Origin of the sequence: Marinobacter sp. CH_CUG1437-1 (genome assembly GCF_037029655.1) — a bacterium.
GTDB lineage: Bacteria > Pseudomonadota > Gammaproteobacteria > Pseudomonadales > Oleiphilaceae > Marinobacter > Marinobacter salsuginis.
On record NZ_JAYMEW010000002.1, the window covers coordinates 1 to 19,412 of the forward strand.

The window sequence follows — 19,412 nt, forward strand, 5'->3', positions numbered from 1 at the left end:
GACAAGTACTGTTCCGATTAAGATAGTGGCGAGACCTGTGGAACCTACCACCAGGTTAAAACTCCAGTTTTTCTGAGCTTCTCCCTGAGCTTCAAGCCCTCCTTCATTAAATCCCAAAACGACAAAAGCTAGCCCGATACTGATCACGGCCAGCCCAATCATCATGACGGTGGTTTTCATTCTCTGCTTATTGATGAACGTGTGGTTGAATGAAAGGTTTCTGACTAGAGCCGTATAAAGAACGTAATCATTGTATTCGTTCAAATTTGGATGGATTTTGAGAAAAGCATCACTGGGAGCTGAAGCTTTGTAGTAAAGCTCTGTGCTGGTCTCAGAAAGAGATCCTGCGGAAACCATCAAAAAATAGAGAGGGATCAGAACACCCATTACCAGTGCCGCTATAAGACGTATACGCCCTAGAGTTATCTCATGCGATTCTTTTACTAGTGATGGCAGCAGCTTTTGCCGGAAAGACTTTTTATTCTCACTCATAATTACTCGGACTCCCTGTATTTCTGCGCTCGGTCTATTCCTGACCACTTCCATGAGCCCACACAAACAATATAGCACCAAAAATTTTTTCGGCACCCATTCAGACAAAGAAGCTGACCAGAAACAAATCTCTCAGTGTCCTCCATAGACCCAAAATTTAGGTTCGGCAAAGGTATTGGGAGTGGCTATGGAAACCTGGTAACCTATAGCTATATTGTTGTTATAGAAACTTTTTTTAGGGGTTGGCCGTGGCCATTTTCGTGAGATTTTAAGAGTGAACACCAGCGAAATTAACTTAGAGGAATCAAGAAATGGAAACTCAAATCTCACTCAAGAATCTGACCCTGTCACCGCTCAACGTCCGGAAAGTTAAAACCTCAGCAGTAGAAGAAGCCCAGCTCCGCGCTCTGATCGAATCGCAGGGTATTCTCCAGAATCTCATTGTCATTTCATCATCCGATGCCGAGGGACGGTATGAGGTTATTGCCGGTGGACGTCGACTCAGCGCCCTGAACCACCTTCTTGCCGAAGGAAAGATCAATGCTGACTTTCCAGTCCGATGTGTCGTGAAGACCGAATCCGAAGCCATTGAAGCAAGTCTGGCCGAAAACTATCGCTCGGACATGCATCCCGCTGACCGCTTCGTTGCCCATAAGGCCATGCTGGGTGCAGGACGATCCATCGAGGACATCGCGAAACGATTCGGTAAGCCTGTCACCAAAGTCCTAAAGCTTCTGAAACTTGGGGCTGTCTCGCCGGTGATTCTGGACGTATTCAGAGCACAGGAGATGAGCTTTGACATGGTCGTGGCCTTTACCGTCAGCGACGATCACAAGGCTCAGGAATCCGTCTACGCAGAGGTAAAAGATGAGTAAACCCCTCTCCCCGATTTGTGCGGTAAAAGCTGCTGAAAACCGATGTTACAGCTGAGGACACAAGCTTTAAATTTGTCGGGCAGGAAGCCTATGAGGCAGCCGATGGCACCCTTTCAGAGGATTTGTTCGCAGATAGCCATTACGTCAACGACGTAGATCTCCTGAATAGATTGACCGATGTCTTCGATTCTGTGCTAATCCAACATACGGTCTTTATAGGCCGAGAATAGTTTCCTCTTGTCGTTGATCGCATTTAAAAGGTCGACTGTGAAATAAAGGCCGGTTTCGCCGCTACCGTATTGAGAAACACCGAAGGAGTACCGGTTATCAAAGTGAAACATTAGACTTATTCCAATATCATCTGTGTCGGGCCGATCGACAAAAGAGCTGGCCAAGGATACTCCAAAAGGTAAAGGCAATGGCGAGTCTTCCTCTCGCCAATAGTTTACGCCAACGATTTCCAGCGCAATGCCGGGCTTGGTTTCAAATCCATCAGGTGCCTCGGACAAATGCTCGTAGACGATGCTGGGATGTAAAAAGAACCACTGCCGGCTTGGAGGGCCAACCAAATAACCTTGTTGGAAATGCTTTGATTCACGTCGGGTGTTAAAACCCAAGTCAAAAAGAGTTTGAGACCGGGCAGTCTGTAAAAATCTCCCCCAGTCTTCACTGAGGTCATCAATCTGGTCTAGTGTCCGACCCGCAGTTATCTTAGTGTATGCGCTTTTATATTGAGTAAACGCTTGGCCATACTCCTGAAGAAGCGCATCGCACGTTTTCTCGAACTGAGCTACACAGGCCTCGTTATCTCCCATTCGAATGCGGGCGCTTTCTGCGCGATCCTGAAAATGGAATAAGACCGATCCATCGATGCCCCGATCAACTGAAAACCCCGGTAAGGACATTGAATTGACATCGTCTTGATTCAACTTTTCACGAAGCTGAGCGAATGGACGATCAAAGTTCTCTATCGATACGACTTCTGCGATTCGAAGCGCCTGACTTCTAGACGTTTCTGCAAAGCTCAGCAAAATTTTTCGCCACTCTGCTTCGTAGGCTTGCAGCTCGGCCCAGCCACCTCGACCAAGAGGTTTAAAAAGAGCACTGCAAAAGTTCCTGTTAATGGCAGCACTGGCCTCCGCCAATTTCTCGAAATTTGGAGAATCAACAGGGGTGATACCGTCACAGTAGATGCCTGCCTTGGTTGTTTCAGCGCTTTCTTGTGCAACACCTGGCTGGCAAACAAACATCACCAAAAGCGCGAAAAACGAAACTCTCATTTTGCCCTTCCCTCTCGCCCTAGTGGACGCTTCAAGATTTCAAGCCTTGTACCGTGCCGTAGAATTTTTTTGCTATCTGAAGAAACGCTCTCAGTGATCCGGTATCGGTCACTTCAAGCCCTTTGAATGCGTCCTTCAACTCGGACGCAGCTCCAAGAAGGTGATTTGACCTGTACTTCTCAAAAATGATATCGCGTTCAGCAGGCTTTGGAATGACTCGCAAAATGACTCGCAATAGTGGGAGAGCTACTTTAGGGTTGTTCAAATAATGCTCAAAGTCATGGGTGTTATATTGCGTAACAGCGTCGATATCAACCAACTGATACCCGGCTTCATAATCATCGAAAGCGATCCAAGTACCATCGTTTGGCGGATCAAACCGACATGGATATGTGAAGGGATCAAAACGGTGTCTGATATTGGCCATGTATACTGCACAACCAGAATCACCGGGGTTCACGACAGATTTGTAGGGATTACTGATATTAGTGACTTGGTTTAACAACGCCGCCACATTGGCTATAGTCCAGACTGATTGGAGTTTGTGGGTCTCGGGATCGAGATCTGGAATTTCATCGTCAGCGACAAAGTCGCCTCTGTATAGCTGGGAAAGCGTGTCATGAACCGCAGCGGTTCCAAGACTATGTGCAATAACATGAATCTCACGCTCTGGCATGTAGTCTCTAACGAGGGTGGCAAGCTTTTTACCAATATCGACTCGGATTTTTGCGCCCAGCAAAGTCGTATAGAAAACCACGTCTAGCCAGTGTGTGTAGAAGAACTCATCGGAACCGAACTCCTGTTCGAAGGCGTTTAACTTCGAAGTGAGTTGACCCAAACCATGCCCCTGAAGCAAAGAGATTCCAGCCAGGCGCTCCCCGACCTGCTTGGCATTGTCCGCCATCTTCTGCCGCATCTCATCTAGAAAACCGCTGTAATTGATTTCAACAATCTCTGCCAGGTCACCAATGCTCTTGCTTTTCAACCCCTGAATCTGCGTAAGAGTATGGTCTATTGCCTTAACAAAGGTTTTTGTCATCTCGCCGGGCTCGTGGGAGCCCATGCCGTGAACCAGAACAATAATCGGACGATCGGACATGAGTGTTCCTCAAAAGGTTGCTCAAGTGAGGGAACAAGAGGAAATGCGTGGGAAGGAAGGAATACAAAACCAAGGAGTTTCCCTACTCCGTCTGTTCTTTATTGAGCGTAGCCCTGTATAGAGCATAATTCTAGTATCGGTGTGGCAATCAAACTTAATCGCTCTTCATGCTCAAAGTACCCCCGTTAGCTGAACCGATGTCTCCCTTTAACGGGTCAGACTGTGAGCCGTTGACCTGCCCCCTCTAGCTGATCCACTTTCTGTTAGTAAGGTCACCCTGTTCGCTTAATTTGTGATCATATTTTGAACAAATAGTGGAAGTGGACTAAATAAATCCTATACGAGGCAGATTTAGCTATCGGTATAGGAGGTACCATGCTGGTTATTATCCATGGATGGAGCGACGAGGCCTCATCGTTCAACCCACTCGCACGAAAACTCACAGCTCCCGGACCGGATCGACTCTACTCATCGGGGGTCCGCCAACTAAGGCTCGCCGACTACATATCTTTAGATGACGAGATTGGCTATAACGACCTTGTTGAGGCTATGCAGAGAGCCTGGCTAAAGGAAGGGCTTCCGACAGCTCCTCGAAGTGTGGATGTGGTTATTCACAGCACTGGAGGCCTACTGGTTCGTCACTGGCTCACCAACTATTTCAAACCCGAGACTTCGCCCATTAAACGGCTGTTGATGTTGGCACCGGCCAATTTTGGCTCTCCCCTCGCTCATACCGGGAGGAGCATGATTGGGCGTGCGATCAAAGGTTGGAAAGGCACTCGCCTATTCGAAACCGGCACCCAGATATTGAAAGGTCTTGAAATAGCAAGCCCGTACTCTTGGAGTCTTGCTGGAAAAGACATTTTCGCCGATCAGCAATACTATGGTCCGGGTTATATTCTCTGTACCGTTTTGGTTGGCAATACCGGATACAATGGGATATCTGCGCTTGCCAACAAACCCGGAACCGACGGGACTGTAAGGGTCTCCACCGCAAATTTAAACGCAACGAAAATCGACCTCGACTTCACAATGGCTCAAGAGTCCGTCGCTATCACTGGGCGTCAGGACCACGGATCTACAGCCTTTGGCATTGCCGATCAAGAGGACCACAGCTCCATTGCGGCGAAGGACGGAGGGCCCCATAGGAAATCGACCTGGAATCTCATCCGGGAAGCTTTACAAGTTGAGGATAGTGATTTTTCCAAGTGGCAAGACACGCTCACGAAGCACAACCAAGAGGTAACTCAGAAGGCCGAAAGACGACGAGGCTCTCACCATGACAGTTACCAGAATACTGTAATTAGAGTTATTGATAATCAAGGTTCCTCTGTTCAAGACTATGTTATTGAGTTTTTTGTTAACGATGACAGTGGTCGACGTAACCGCCACAGAACGAGATTAATCCAAGAAAGCGTGGTAGCCAACGTACACGCTTGGTGTGACGATCCCTCCTACCGAAGCTTTCTTGTCAATTGCACCGAGCTTCCCAAAATTTTGGATCAAGAATCAGACGATCTAAACATCAGTATTACTGCCTCACCAGATATTATGAGTAGGCCAGTCGGGTACAGAACTTACACTGATGAAGACATCGCGACTCTACGTTTAGACCAAAACGCAATTAGGGATTTGTTTAAAGCTCATCGAACGATTTTGATTACTATTAAAATCAAGCGCTATCAGAGTGATAAGGTTTACCAGTTTAAAACTATAAAATAGGGAAACTGTTTTTTTAATTATTTTCGAATTAATTTCAAGAATAAGTAATTAATTATTATAGGTCAACTAACATACCCAAAATCGGATAGTAAACAATTATGGATAAAAGCTGGTCAAATGCCGAGTGTTGGGCATGGGAAAGAATATGCGCAGGCAAACCCGCAGATTTCGATTATCGTGAATCGAGAGCCGATAAACTGCTAGCAGCGAATGACGTCAATAGATGGACTCCAGAAAGGATACTTCGAGTTCAATTTCTCAACGAAATTCTTTTTTCCGATGGGCTAAATTCAAAGGTATCTAGAAAAGGCATCAGGATATCCGGAGCGTGGTTTCAAGAAAAAATAGATCTCGAGAATGGTCATATTAGGCACGACCTCTGGCTCGATCATTGTCGATTCGATGACTCGTTAAATTTGAGCGCTATCGAAATTGAAGCGACTTTATCCCTGGAAGGCTCATTTCTAACGAAACCTAATGCTGAGTTAGATCTAAGTCATACGCGCATCGGCCATCAGCTAAACCTAAGCTGGCTACGAACCAAAGGAAATATCTATATCTCAAATGCGTATATAGAAAATTCGGTGCTTATGGAAGGAGTGTATTGTAAAGAAAACGTGAGCCTACACTACTCTAAAATTGGAGGGCGGTTAGACCTTGAGGCGAGTTCGATAGAGGGGGAGCTCAGAATGGGGATGTTGGAAGTTGGTAGCTCAGCCTTTCTTGAAAAAGTTTCTATCTTTGGCGGCATCGACTTAATGCATTCATCAATTGGAAAGAACCTTTATCTTAGCAGCGGTGATATTAGGCGTAGCTTGAATATGAATTGCATAAAGGTTGGTAGCATCATATTTATGGATGAAGAGGGCAAATATGACCTAGTCGACCTGACAGGAGCAAGGATTGGAAGTGAAGTTACGTTTGCCACTTCAAGGATTGCAGAGTCCTTGCTCATGAATGGAATGGAGGCTCCTGAGGTCAAACTAAATGAAGGGGCAAAATTTCGTGATATCCATTTTTCCGACGCTAGAATCGAAGGCGACGTAAGTATGTCAGGAGCTAGTGTCACTGAAACCTTTGATATGGTCTCAACGGTCATTGGCGGATTCCTATCAATGCATAAAGGAGCAACTTTCAAAAACATTTTTTTATATCGATCGCGAATCGGGGGGGACCTAGATTTATCGACCTCGCATGTGAAAGAAGATCTTGTTTTGAAGGCGCTAGAAATTTCAGGAAATCTTTTCCTTGATGAAGGAGCTCGACTAGTAAATGTTGACGTATCCGAAACAAAAGTCTCTGGATTAACTAGCTTCGCAAAATCAAAAGTGACCGGGCTTCTAAATATGAACAGCTTTGATTGCGCGGGAAGCTTGCTTTTTAAAGACGAATCTAGTTTTGACAACGTTGAACTGTCAGGAGCACATATTGGTCGTCAATTGATTATAGCCGAATCGGCTTTCCTTGGCACCTTAAAATTACACGCAATACAGATAGCAGGTTCACTACTATGTAGAAGTCAATCCCACTTTTATTCCGTGGACCTTTCTTCGGCTCATGTTTCCAGGGATGTTAGTTTTGAATTCTCCACGATTGAAAATTTTTTTAACTTTCGTGATCTCATCATCAATGGCGATTTGAATATTAAAAATTGCAAGGTCAAAGGTCCACTGCAAGCCGCCTTTGTTCGAATACAATCGAACCTAAATCTTACGGGCAATGACTTAGGCTCCGCCGATCTGAGTGGTGCTCGGGTTGGAGGAGAGCTTTGTTTGGGCGCAAAAGAAGAACCGAGGAATGACTGGATTTTCGACGACACGCCTATTTTAAAGCTTCGCAATGCTCAGGTCGGTGCATTACAAGATAGGAGAGATTGGGACCAATCCCAACGACGTTGGGTAGATAGCTGGCCCACTAGTCTTGAGTTGGACGGTTTTACGTATCTGAATCTGGGAGGTGGTGATGGTGCGCAAGGATGGATCTCCAAAAATCGTGAATCCAGTCTTGAAGATGTAAACATGAATAAACGTGATGTTGGTTGGTATATAGAGTGGCTCCAGAGAAATACCGAATACAGTTCACAACCCTTTGTTCAACTGGCAGAGGTCTTCAGAGTCGCCGGCGACTCAACAAAGGCCAACAGGATCCTTTATGAAAACAGAAGGCAAGAAAGGATTGAGGCATGGCGACAAAAAAGGCTTACAAAATGGCTTGGTTCGACTCTCCTGAACCTCACCATCGGTTATGGAATTGGCGGACGCTATTTTCGGGCCCTGGTTTGGGTCTTGGGATTCGCTCTGATTGGGGCATCGCTTTTGCATTTTTCCAATCAATCACATGTTGGGTTAGCTTCAGATTTCAGTGATAGGCTAATCTACAGTTTAGATATTCTCTTGCCCATCGTAGAGCTACGAGGCCATGAGAATGTTGCGCTTAAAGGAGGTATCGAAGTCTACTTTTATTTTCAGAAACTGCTTGGATGGATTCTGGGCTCATTTCTCATCGCTGGACTTGCGGGGCTTACCCAGAAGCAATAAACAAAGTTAAAAATTGATTCTCCTCTACCGAGATCGCCCTCCAGTGCAAGCAGTGCTCCTGTACCTAAAATCGCAAGCGTTATTTTTCTTGGGCAGTGCATGCCTTGCCACCGAAATCTGTCAACGTAGCTATTCCATTTAAGTCATCAACTCTTTAAAAAGTAGCCGCCTCTTACAGATTTAGGGTCCCTGATAGGGCTAGCTGAAGTTGCGGATAGGTACCGCCCAGCGTCGTGTCCTAGGTTAAGGTTTCCCTCATCCAATAGGCTCAAACGAAGATCATTTCATCGGTATTGACTGTCCAACCCGAATATCCGGTTTGCGATCATTCGATCGTTTCTGACTGTCCGCTTTCGTTTGCATTGCGTCCCCTGCTCACAAGGCTTGTTGCTAGCCTCCAATCTTTCAGTTCCGGTGAGACTATTCCGAACGCCGAGTCGGACGCCGAATTTAGGACTTTGTGTGGAAACCAGATTGCACGCGCCATTCAAGAATCTACTTTAAGTTTATTTAGCACTTTGTGTTGAATTTGGCTGGTAGGTATTTGATTTGTGGTATCTGGAATTTAGCACTTTCTGTGGTCGTCCATTTGTCTGCCGAATGCCCTTGCCGATTTCTAAAAATCATCGTCGATGTTATTTTGTTATACAGGTGTTCGTGCTGGAGCGCTTCTGAATACATGAACAAATGTGCCCTTGATGAGATGCGAACATGAGTGAAAAGAGTATTCTGGATAGGCTAACGGTAGCTGTCACCGAAAGCTCCGACATGGAAGAATTGGTCCGGCCTTTCCTAGAGATTTTAGAAGAAGTGACTGGGCTTGAATCAACCTACCTGACCCGAATAGATAAGGACAAGGGTCGTCAATACATCGTCTTTTCCCACAACACTAAGACACATCAGCTAAACATACCTGAGGGACTGTCAGTTGATTGGAGTGACACGCTCTGTAAGCGTGCCTTGGACGAGGAAAAACCATTTTCTAACGACGTGGCAGAATCCTGGAGTGACTCAGAAGCGGCATGTGAACTGGGCATTGGGACTTACCTGAGTGAACCAATTTGCCTGGACTCTGGTGCTCTGTACGGGACTTTGTGCGGTGCCAGTGGATCTCGCGTAGACGTCAGTCCAGAAGCCGGCAGGTTGTTATCCCTGCTTGCCAAGCTTATTTCACGCCAGATTGAACGCGACCTTCTTATTAAACAGTTGAAAAGAGAAAACCTGGCATACAGTACACAGGCACTTTCAGATCCGCTTACGGGCATTCCAAACCGACGAGCCCTTTTTGAGGAGCTGTCGAGAAGCCTCGCCTACAGGCAGCGTAGCGGTGAAGAGCTGTTTCTTGCATTCATTGATCTCGATGGTTTTAAAGGGATTAATGATCAATATGGACACGACGCAGGAGACCGTTTTTTGCTTCAAATCGCACAGAGGCTCACAAACCAATTAAGAGAAAGCGACTTCGTGGCTCGGTATGGAGGTGACGAGTTTGTTTTCGTTGGTCACGCAGAAGGTCGTGATCCAGCTAAGACTTGTCGGATTATTCGCGAGCGAATTGAGGAAGCAACATCTGGAACGTTTGACCTGAATGGCGAGAGCTTGATTTATAAGGGTGCCAGCGTCGGTGTCGTAGTATCTGTTCCGGGAGAGACGGATCGTGAAGCTCTTATTGCGCGAGCTGATCAGGAAATGTATCGCGTCAAGCAATCTCGCAAGCAAAGCTGATTTTTGTCATCTGTTTAGAATCCTCAAAGGGCCGTGGAGTCTCTTGAAAGCCTATATAAATCCACCCTGCTCCGTTTTTCAATGGCAAGGTCGTTGGCAGCCTCAGCATTCCAAGCTTTTTCGATAACTTCGATGTCGATCTCGGCGAGCTGACGAATAGCGATCTGGTTGAAAAGCTTGAAAGTGTATTGAGTGCCTTTGCCTCTGAACCCCAGACCGCCTGAAGAAAGCACCAGCGACCAAGCGGATGGTTGAAGTTATATTCCATCTGTCTGGGCTAGATTCAGAGACACAAAAAATCCGGCCCCGTGGGGCCGGACATCACGATCACTGTTTAGCCCTAGATTTCTCCAGAGCTGGGTTCGTTGCCTTTAAATCGCCTTCCTAACAACATCTTGGCGCCCTGCTCTCACGAGTGTGAAAACGGAACTCACAAATACCCAGCCGAATCCAATCACGCCAACATTAATGCCAAACGCAGTCTTCTCAGTACCATCCGGATGCACCATCGAGCCGTCGTACAACCCCTGCATGGCATAAGCCGCCAGGAACCCTCCGGTGATTAATAGTGCGATCACACTCGCTTTGCCCCTGCCATCAGTAGACACCCAGGTAAGCCACAGGGCGACCGCTCCAAGGGAAGAGTTGGTGATCAACTGCCAGACTTCGTGCAATTTTGCGTGGGCTACCCAGTCCGGATTGAACACATGGGTGTCGTTAATTTCCAAATACGGGACAGCAATTGCGTAAAGCACAATTGATATGGTTAACAGTATCTTATCGAGCATTTTTAATATTCTCTGTGCTATAGACTTTGAAGGGCACGAGGTTTGACAGCCCCTGTTAACGACTATCAAACCTTCATGATTTTGCGGGCGCCGCCGCCTTCAGCGTTCTTCCCAGATACCGGTCCTGGCCACTTCCTCTGCGAACGCAGCGAAGTCTTTCGGTGGTCTGCCAAGAGCCTGTTGAACGCCGTCGGTCAAATGGGCGTTGCGGCCATCAAGAACCGTTGCGAAGAGATAATCCAGCATCCAGACCACATCCTCGGGCGCTCCAGCGTTCTCCATCTCGGTGATAAAGGCCTTGTGCGGCACGTCTATGAATGAAATTTCGCGGCCGGTCGCGCGGGAAAGGTCCTTGGCCACGTCGGCGAAGGTTATGAGGCGTGGCCCTGTCACTTCATAGATACGGCCGTTGTGGTTGTCTTCAGTCAGCGCAGCAACAGCGACGTCTGCAATGTCATCGACATCAACGAAAGGCTCGACCTGGTCGCCCGCTGGCAGAGTAATGGCACCATTTAACACCATGTCGATGAATGCGCCTTCAGAAAAGTTCTGGTTGAACCAGCTTGCGCGGACAATGGTCCACTCGATGCCAGATTCCTGAACAATGGCTTCGCAGGCTTGAGCCTCAGCTTCGCCACGCCCGGACAACAGAACGAGTCGCTTCACTCCGCGTCGCTTTGCCAGGCCAACAAAGGCCTGGATGGCGTCCGTGGCACCCGGCATCGCGAGGTCTGGCGAGTAGGTAATATAAGCCGACGTGACACCGGAAAGGCAGGCATCCCAGCCTTTCTCGTTGCCCCAATCAAAAGATGGAATAGCCGAGCGGGATCCCACTCGAACCTCATAACCGTTATCTTTCAGTTGATCAACGACGCGTTTCCCGGTTTTCCCGGTACCGCCTACGACAAGAATTGTTTGATGTGCCTGGTTGGATGATTTCATTGACTTGCTCCCTTTGATGTAAGTGCAAGTCTATTCTCGTGAAACAGCGTCGCGTGTTATTGCCTCAGCATGTCACAGTTTGTGCAGAGGGCGACAACTTGGGACTCAGCACCGACGGTAGGAAAGTCGATAGGATCGAGGAGTCTGCCCTGCCCAACGCTTGAAAGCACGAGTAAATCCACTCTGCTCCGCAAAACCGGTCAAAAAGGCCACCTCGGCAAGACTGTAATCAGTCTCCCGGAGCAGCCTTTGAGCGAGATCTCTCTGCGCCATATCAACAACGTTCTGAAAGGAGTAGCCCTGCTCCGACAACCTCCTCTGCAACGTCCGGGCGCCCATTTTCAGTTCGGATGCAATCCGTGACAGCCTGGGCACACCCTCACTGAGCACGTTCACGACAACGCGCCTGACTTGTTGCTGCAGGTCTATGTCGCTTTTGAGCGAATTCAGTTGCTGTTCAAGATGTTGGTCAAAGAACCGGGCAATCGTCTCGTCGCCCAGTTTATTGGGACTTTCAATACTTTCTTTACTCGCAAGTACAGCATCTCGTCCAGTCTCGAAATGAACCGGGCAACCGAAATGGGTTTCGTAAACTCTGGTATCGCCCCTCGGCGCATGCTTGAAACAGATCGCCAAAGGAACAAAGTTCGATGAACTGACTTCTCTGCTGATGGTGTTCACCGCAGCCATGCTGGCCTCATTGGAAAGCAGCATTCCAGGGCAACCATCGCCAGCCTTCTCAAGGTTGAAGAGGAACCCCTCCGCGGTTTCTTCAAGCGAATACGTCTCTGCACTGCCCAGAACATGCCCGTACCGCTCTGCCCGTTTGAAAGAGCCGCGCAGGGTCGGCGCGGATTTCCAGGCCAGACCGAAAGCGCCGTACTCGTCGCTTCGCATCGAGGCACCGATCTTCAGCGGTAATAAAAGGCCGTTGGGGTCACGATCAACCAGAGCAGCAAAAAAATCATAATACTCCGATGAAGACACCATCTGGGTCGGATCGATGGGGCCCTCCATCGAAAGGCCAAGTTTGCCCATCAAGTCCCCCGTTTCGACACCCGAGGTTGCCAGACTTAAGACTTTATAAACATACAGTGACGTTATTTGGGCCATGAGGATATAAATAATCCAAACTCGAGTGATTGTGCAACTTCTTGAGCTGGGAGAGATTCCAGTGCTTTTTCGTAGCTCACCTTATTGTCTAGCTCATCCTGCGAGAGGATCCGCGCGGCCCTCACGAGACAAAAAGCGTCGTCTTTGGCCCATCATGTATCGATACATCTTTAGGGCGAAGACGAGGTATATGGATAAGAATGGCAGGAAGAACCACAACGGCTCACTGAGATAATGCTGCATGAGGCGCCATACAATCATGTTTTCCAGCGTCATCCCCATTGGATAGAGCACTATAAAACCGCTGTATCGGAGCCACGCCCAAACACGGTTGGTTTTTTGGAGGTAGTAAAGGTAGCGCAACGTATCCGCGCCAGCCCACGCCACGCCCAACAGCATAACCATCCAGTGCGGCCCCACCGGCAGGAAAAAGAACAGGAGACCAGAAACTGCGATCCGGGCACCAACCTGAATACTGCTTGCGGCCAACGTTGACCCTGTACTGCCTTTGGCGGCCGAGATAACCTCAATCACAGCCAATATCTGAGACAAGGCTATGGCGAGCACTAACCAGATAAGTTTGACCGAACCAGCCACTGACAGGATCAACACCAGCACGATCAGGCCCTGTAAGATCAGCTGGGCGAGGTTATAACGAGTTATTGCTTTCGGCTGCATACAGTGCCCTCAAATACACCTAACCGTTCAATAAACAACTGGTTGTTTACCCCTTTTCCCTGGATATAGGGGTATGTCCATACGCGCGGTAATGGTTTCTGCCTACAAACCAGTGCACATCTTCCTCGTATACTAATACTGAGCTTACACACTAGTTTCGGCAATACTTCTGAGTAAATGAGGTCTAGCCGACAACGGATCGTTTGGAGGTTTTACCCCATGAACATTTTTCCCTTAATTACTCTGTTCGGCGGCTTGGCAGCATTTTTCACCCTGGCAGTTGCCCTGAGGTTCTTAGTTGCCAAAACCCAAACGCCCGCAAAACAAGAGGGCAAACCGTTGGCCGGTTAAGGATCAACGGTTTGTCAGGTGTAAATCAAAAAAGGGTGGCCCTGAGGGTCACCCTTTTTTGCACGTTTTTCTGGACAGGTTATTCAAAACCTTCCAATACAATCTTACCTATCGCTGTGCCACCTTCCAGCTCGGCGTGCGCTGAACGCAGATTCCCCGAATTGATCAGCCCGAGATTCTTTCCGGCGGTTGTGCGAATGTGACCCTCGTCGACCAGGCTCGCGACTTTTTCCAACAGATCGTGCTGTACCTGCACATCATCGGCGCTGTGCATGGAGCGAGCGAACATGAACTCAATATGAAGCGACAGGCTCTTCGGCTTGATTTTCATCACATCCAAAGTGTTCGGGTCGTCAATCATGGCGATTTTGCCAAATGGCTTGAGCACCGCCACGTAGTCATCGAAGTACTGCTCCGTCGCATTAAGGCTCGCGACATGAGTAATGGGACTGATTTTGTTGTCAGACACGAGCTGGTCAATCTGCTGCTGCAGAGACTCGCGGTGGTTTATCACGAAATCTGCGCCCAGTGATTCAACCCACTGGCGAGATTCAGGCCGGGAGGCCGTGGCAACCACGGTGGCGCCTGTGAGTTTCTTGGCCAACTGGATCAGTATGGAACCAACGCCACCAGCCGCGCCAACTACCAGAATAACGTCTTTAGTTGGACTGATTTTCTCTGGTTGCTGCTGTTCGAGGCCCAAATGGTCGAAGAGCATTTCCCAAGCGGTGATGGTAGTCAACGGCAGTGCTGCCGCCTCCGCATCACTCAGGCTGGCAGGCTTACGACCTACAATTCGCTCATCAACGATCTGATACTCTGCATTGCTCCCCTGGCGGGTAACATCGCCTGCGTAGTACACCTCATCGCCCGGTTTGAATAATGAAACGTCCTCGCCCGTCGCGATAACTTCGCCGACGGCGTCCCAGCCCAGAATTTTAAATTGCCCCGCTTCAGCCGCCGCCCGCTTCCGCACCTTGCAATCAACCGGATTGACGCCAATCGCCCTGACCCGCACCAAGAGGTCTCTGCCCTCAGCAACTGGTTTGGGCAACTCAACATCCTGCAGCGATTTCGGATCGTCGATGGGTAGTGACTCAGTGTATCCGACAGCTTTCATGCTTTTCTCCAAAACAGGTTTCTAATGACGAGCAGTTTGACCGACCTTTACACTATGAAAAACAGGCCAATCCCATAAACATATTCAAAGATTTTTTGAAAATGACATTCGACGATCTTACCGTTGTGCTCAAAGTAGCGGAATTCAGGAACATTTCGGCGGCCGCCACCAGTCTCGACATGCGCCCGGCAACGGCCAGCGCGGCGGTTAAACGCGTTGAAAAGTCGCTAGGGGCTGAGTTGTTTGTTCGCTCAACCCGACAGCTTCGACTTTCAGCCGCTGGGGAAAAGTATCTGCCTCAATGTCAACAAGCTCTGGCATTGCTGGACGAGGCCCGCCAGAACATCCGGTCAGGGACGGAGGCCGTGGAAGGAGAGATTCGGCTTTCAGTGTCATCCGATCTGGGGCGAAACCTGGTGGTTCCCTGGATAGATGAACTCTTGGTGTTCCACCCGGGGCTCAGTCTGCGGGTTCAGATCACAGACAGCAATGTAGATTTTTTCCGGGATTCGGTCGATATGGCTCTTCGCTACGGGTCACCCGATGATTCCAATCTGTATGGCTTCAAGATCTGTGATGTCCCTCGCCTATTGTGCGCCGCACCGAGTTACCTGAACGAGCGTGGCGTGCCGATGCACCCAAAGGATCTTGCAGGGCACAACGGGTTGTTTTATCAGCTTCAGGACATCCCCTACGATCTGTGGGCTTTCAAGAAAGGCGACGAAGAATTTCGGGTGAAAATGAGGGGCAACCGGGCGTCTAACGATGGCGACCTGGTAAGACGGTGGTGCGTGGCCGGTCACGGCATTGCAGTGAAATCCTGCCTGGATATGTCGCACGATTTGCTCTCTGGCCGAGTCACCAATGTCATGCCGAGCTATGCCCCGCCCGTCTCGGAATTATGGTTGATTTGTCCAACAAGGCAATCCGTGACCCCATCCGTGCGTTTGCTGCGGGATACTCTGAAACAGAGGTGCCACGCGCTCATCGAGCGTATGACCCAAAAAGGTATTATCTCTTCCGACGTTTAATATGCCTTGGCAGAGCATACGGAATGCGGCTCGACGATTGGCGACCGCAGGACGCTAGCCGTCTTAAACTGTGCGCCAGGACTCGCCGTCTACCTTCTTGTTATTCCAACTTTCTACCCAGCTGGGCACGGCATTGCTCGGCATCGGTTTGGCAATACCGAAGCCCTGGCCGAAATAGCACCCGATTTCAATTAACTTTGCGCTGTGTTCTGCGGTCTCTACTCCCTCGGCAATGACTGCAAGATCAAAGGAGCTAGCCAGACCCAGCACGCCTTGTACGATTGCGAAATCGTTTGCGTCTTGCAGCATATCGCGAACAAAACTCATATCGATCTTCAGACGCTCAACCGGCAACCGGCGGAGGTAAGACAGCGACGAGTACCCGGTCCCGAAATCATCCAGCGAAAAGCTTACTCCCATCCGCTGGCATTCACTTATTAAGCCAGACACTGTCTCAAGGTTTTCTAGCGCCGAAGTTTCAACAATTTCCAGTTCCAGATCTCCAGGGCGCATTAATGGATGCTGTTTCAATATGTCTCTCAGACGGCTGGCGAAGTTAAGTTGTCGGAGATGAAACGAATTAATATTCACACTGATTGGCATATGAATGCCCTGCTTTCGCCACTCATCCATTTGCGACAACGCACTGTTCAGAACCCACTCGCCGATTTCCACGCTCAGGACATGGTGCTCAATCAAAGGCAGAAAATCGCTCGGCGGAACCAATCCCCGAGTGGGATGAGTCCAACGTATGAGCGCTTCCGCCCCGATGATTTCAGTGGTTTTCAGGTTCACCTTCGGCTGGTAGAAGAGCGAAAACTCGTTGTTCTTAAGGGCAGCGCCAATTTCAGCCACAATTTCATGGAATTGCCGAACGGCCTTATCGTTATCCATGTCAAAATACTGGTAGCAGTTACGCCCACGTTGCTTTGCGGCATACATAGCCTGGTCCGCCTGTCGGAGAACCTGGTCAGCGTCGAGCGACTCTTTCTGGGGATAAAAAGCAACGCCTATGCTTGCAGTGATTTGCAGTTCGCGATCGGCCAACAGGATTTTCTCCTCGACGGCAGTAAGAATCCGTCGCACAACGTCATCAACGGTTTCTGCATTCTCCAGCTCTGGTAAAACAACCACGAACTCATCGCCGCCAAATCTGGAAAATGTGTCGGTATCTCGGAGCTGGCTCGAAATGCGACTGGTAACAACCTTCAGCAACTCATCACCAGCCTCGTGCCCCATCGTGTCGTTCACTTTTTTGAAACCATCAAGGTCGATAAAAAGAACCGCAAGGCGGTCCCGGTTCCTGTCAGCCTTCCGCATAGCCTGATCCAGGCGATCTCCCAGCAACACCCGATTTGGCAACTGCGTAAGCCCATCATAGTGGGCCATGTTTTCGAGCTGACGTTGGTATTCCTTGAGTTCAGTAATATCGCTTATCAAAAATATATACCCACTGGGTTCTCCCAGCTCGTCAGGTATGGTGCTGATACTTAGCGAGAGATAAACCTCCCGTCCGTTTCCATTCTCGATCGAAGTTTCGCCTTGCCACTGGCCAAACTGATTCAGTGCGCTAACTACACTTGATGAGAAAAGGGCAGTACCCTGATTTGAAATGAAGCTGTTAGCCTTCTGGCCGATGATTTCGCTGCCAGTGAAGCCAGTAATCGTAGAAAAAGCAGCATTGACATCCAGTACCAGAAAGTCCGCATCGGTGATAAAAATCCCCTCATCAACGCAACTAAAAACGCTGGCAGTTTCCTGCAATTTTCTGTCGGACCAAAAACGTTCCGTAGCTATCGCAATCAACTGACTGGCTCGGTTGCCAAACTCCAATTCCCGACCGGGATGAGTGTTCCTGTAACGGTGTAAAATTCGAAAAGTCCCCATATGCTCGCCATTTGAGTTAACTATGGGGATTGAGTGCAATGGACTTTGGGAAGGTAATCGATAATTGCCGTCTTCAATGTTTAAATAACAGGCTTTGGGCAGGTAACTATTGTCCCCGCATCCACTTCCACCCAATTCAATAACACACCTCACCGGAAGAATTGATTCAACATTGTGCAAAACGGTTTGGTAAATATCTTCCAGTGATTCTTTCTTCGCCAGTTTTTCCAGCGCTTCACGGCCAAACAGTTCAAGTTCCTTGATTTGCTTTTGTTCAGTCACATCCGTTTCAACCGCAATGTAGCCCTGACTCTTCCCGCTCTCCCCTCTCAACGGCTCGCAATTGATGTGAACCCAATATGGCCGACCATCTTTGCCATAGTTGACCATTTCTTCATCAAACTTGCGCTCCTCCACAAGCGATGAACGAATTCTGTCCACCGTTTCCGGGTCTGTACCAATGCCCTGGAGTATCGCTCCAGGTTTTTTCCCTTTCATGTCTTCTATGGAGTAGCCAGAGATCTTGCCAAAACCCTTGTTGATCCACTCAACCTCACCTTCGAGGTTAGTAATAACGATGCCATTCGTTGAGCTGTCCAACGCTGCCGACAGTCTCCAGATCGGAGCCGTCAGCACTCGGCTCAAAACCTGCGAGACAATTATTCCCAACACTAAGAGGACCCCGAGCAACAGCAGAAGGTTAAATGTTGCCTGCGCCATTTTTTCCGCAAATGGGGCTGCCGGAGTTTGAATCACCACCCACAGTGGCTGACCGTTTTCGATGGCTTGCACCATCTGATATCGGCCCTGTCGAAGACGCTGGACAAACGAAAGGTCGCCCTCTGGTTCAATAAATACCAGTTCCCCTTCGCGGGAGTTGGCAGGCACTTGATCACTATTCTTCAGCCATGGGTCCCGTTTGCTGGCGACCGCTTTACCTGATTGGTCAAGCACGGCAAAGGAAAGGGAGTCGTCAATCCTCGGACGGGAAGTGAACTCATCCAGCACATCATTTACTGGTTGTCGTGACAACTCAAGGTCAGTCGCAAGGTGATTCAGAGGCCCGGAGAGCGTCGCTTCCAAGCTTCTCTCAGTATTACGCTCGTCGGTTTTACTGGACTGGATGATGGGAAGAGTTCCAGCACCCAGCGTTAAAGCGACCATTGAGTAGAAGAGAATGTCCTTTATCTGTTTGTGTCCCAGATAAAATGACGAGAGTTTCCCTTGCGCGATGTTCACTATCAAAACGATGAAACTGGCAAGGAGAACATTGAAGATGGCGTTGATAAATTGTTTCAATGCGATGAGAGACGAAGAGTCAATTGACAGTTCGATGGCCTGAGTAAGGTAAAGCAGGGTAATTGGAAAGCCCAGACAGCTCCAAAAGAGAACATCTGACGCAAGAAGGGATTTATTGAGGCGTCTGTGAAGGAAATAGACAATGATTGCTTCCAGAACAAAAACGGCCGATGCGTAAAAATGATCCCACATCACCCAGGTATAAAGCCCACCTGCGAGTGCAACGATCATGGATGATCTGGGTCCGAGGTATGAGATAGCAACGAACACGAAGATCGTGCCGAAAATCAAATCGACACCGAACGCGAGTCCAACCGAAAGCATGTTGCCCAGGCAAGCCAGAAAGGAAAGGAGAACGGTCAGCCCAACAGTTTGTATGTTCGGGGAAAACAAACCAGTATGACGAGCCATGGGCGCTTCCCCTCAGAAACAGGCTTTCGTTTATTGGTTATTTTTGTTTAAAAGAAACCCAA

General features: G+C 48.8%; 14 protein-coding genes. 5 read left to right on the forward strand and 9 right to left on the reverse strand.

The window, feature by feature from the left end; genetic code table 11:
- The coding region (locus WA411_RS05385) for a hypothetical protein (protein WP_336119305.1) at nucleotides 1–492 on the reverse strand (492 nt) is incomplete at its 3' end.
- Between the two features lie 311 nt (nucleotides 493–803).
- Between WA411_RS05385 and WA411_RS05390 the strand changes: the two genes are divergently transcribed.
- Nucleotides 804–1,367 carry a ParB/RepB/Spo0J family partition protein gene (locus WA411_RS05390; RefSeq protein WP_291908581.1) on the forward strand — a complete coding sequence of 188 codons (564 nt, stop codon included), beginning with the start codon at nucleotides 804–806 and terminating at the stop codon, nucleotides 1,365–1,367.
- A 194-nt stretch (nucleotides 1,368–1,561) separates the two neighbouring features.
- On the opposite strand, the gene WA411_RS05395 is transcribed toward WA411_RS05390, so the two are convergent.
- Complete coding sequence (locus WA411_RS05395; protein WP_291908584.1) at nucleotides 1,562–2,647, reverse strand: hypothetical protein; 1,086 nt, start codon at nucleotides 2,645–2,647, stop codon at nucleotides 1,562–1,564.
- Nucleotides 2,648–2,678: 31 nt separating this feature from the next.
- Nucleotides 2,679–3,746 (reverse strand): hypothetical protein, encoded by a 1,068-nt coding sequence (locus tag WA411_RS05400; RefSeq protein ID WP_291908587.1) that lies wholly within the window; start codon nucleotides 3,744–3,746, stop codon nucleotides 2,679–2,681.
- Nucleotides 3,747–4,121: 375 nt separating this feature from the next.
- On the opposite strand from WA411_RS05400, the gene WA411_RS05405 reads away from it, so the two are divergent.
- From WA411_RS05405 to WA411_RS05415, 3 genes are all read left to right on the forward strand, one after another.
- Entirely contained in the window at nucleotides 4,122–5,468 is a 1,347-nt protein-coding gene (locus WA411_RS05405) for an esterase/lipase family protein (RefSeq protein WP_291908589.1), read from the forward strand.
- 98 nt (nucleotides 5,469–5,566) lie between these two features.
- Nucleotides 5,567–8,005, forward strand: a complete 2,439-nt coding sequence (locus WA411_RS05410; protein WP_291908591.1) for a hypothetical protein — start codon at nucleotides 5,567–5,569, stop codon at nucleotides 8,003–8,005.
- Between the two features lie 711 nt (nucleotides 8,006–8,716).
- Nucleotides 8,717–9,730: a sensor domain-containing diguanylate cyclase gene (locus WA411_RS05415; protein ID WP_291908593.1), complete on the forward strand. Its 1,014-nt coding sequence runs from the start codon at nucleotides 8,717–8,719 to the stop codon at nucleotides 9,728–9,730.
- A gap of 371 nt (nucleotides 9,731–10,101) precedes the next feature.
- On the opposite strand, the gene WA411_RS05420 is transcribed toward WA411_RS05415, so the two are convergent.
- The 5 genes from WA411_RS05420 to WA411_RS05440 form a co-directional block, all read right to left on the reverse strand.
- A complete protein-coding gene (locus WA411_RS05420; RefSeq protein ID WP_291908595.1) occupies nucleotides 10,102–10,518 on the reverse strand; it encodes a hypothetical protein in 417 nt (138 codons plus the stop codon).
- Nucleotides 10,519–10,617: 99 nt separating this feature from the next.
- On the reverse strand, nucleotides 10,618–11,460 hold the full coding sequence (locus tag WA411_RS05425) for an NmrA family NAD(P)-binding protein (RefSeq protein WP_291908597.1): 843 nt from the start codon (nucleotides 11,458–11,460) through the stop codon (nucleotides 10,618–10,620).
- Nucleotides 11,461–11,565: 105 nt separating this feature from the next.
- Nucleotides 11,566–12,573: an AraC family transcriptional regulator gene (locus WA411_RS05430; protein ID WP_291908600.1), complete on the reverse strand. Its 1,008-nt coding sequence runs from the start codon at nucleotides 12,571–12,573 to the stop codon at nucleotides 11,566–11,568.
- Between the two features lie 93 nt (nucleotides 12,574–12,666).
- Complete coding sequence (locus WA411_RS05435; protein ID WP_291908602.1) at nucleotides 12,667–13,251, reverse strand: protein tyrosine phosphatase-like domain-containing protein; 585 nt, start codon at nucleotides 13,249–13,251, stop codon at nucleotides 12,667–12,669.
- Between the two features lie 430 nt (nucleotides 13,252–13,681).
- Nucleotides 13,682–14,722 carry a zinc-binding alcohol dehydrogenase family protein gene (locus WA411_RS05440; protein ID WP_291908605.1) on the reverse strand — a complete coding sequence of 347 codons (1,041 nt, stop codon included), beginning with the start codon at nucleotides 14,720–14,722 and terminating at the stop codon, nucleotides 13,682–13,684.
- Nucleotides 14,723–14,823: 101 nt separating this feature from the next.
- On the opposite strand from WA411_RS05440, the gene WA411_RS05445 reads away from it, so the two are divergent.
- On the forward strand, nucleotides 14,824–15,753 hold the full coding sequence (locus WA411_RS05445) for a LysR family transcriptional regulator (protein WP_291908608.1): 930 nt from the start codon (nucleotides 14,824–14,826) through the stop codon (nucleotides 15,751–15,753).
- A 63-nt stretch (nucleotides 15,754–15,816) separates the two neighbouring features.
- Here WA411_RS05445 and WA411_RS05450 read toward each other — a convergent pair whose 3' ends face one another.
- A complete protein-coding gene (locus WA411_RS05450; RefSeq protein ID WP_291908610.1) occupies nucleotides 15,817–19,350 on the reverse strand; it encodes an EAL domain-containing protein in 3,534 nt (1,177 codons plus the stop codon).
- Between the last annotated feature and the right edge of the window lie 62 nt (nucleotides 19,351–19,412).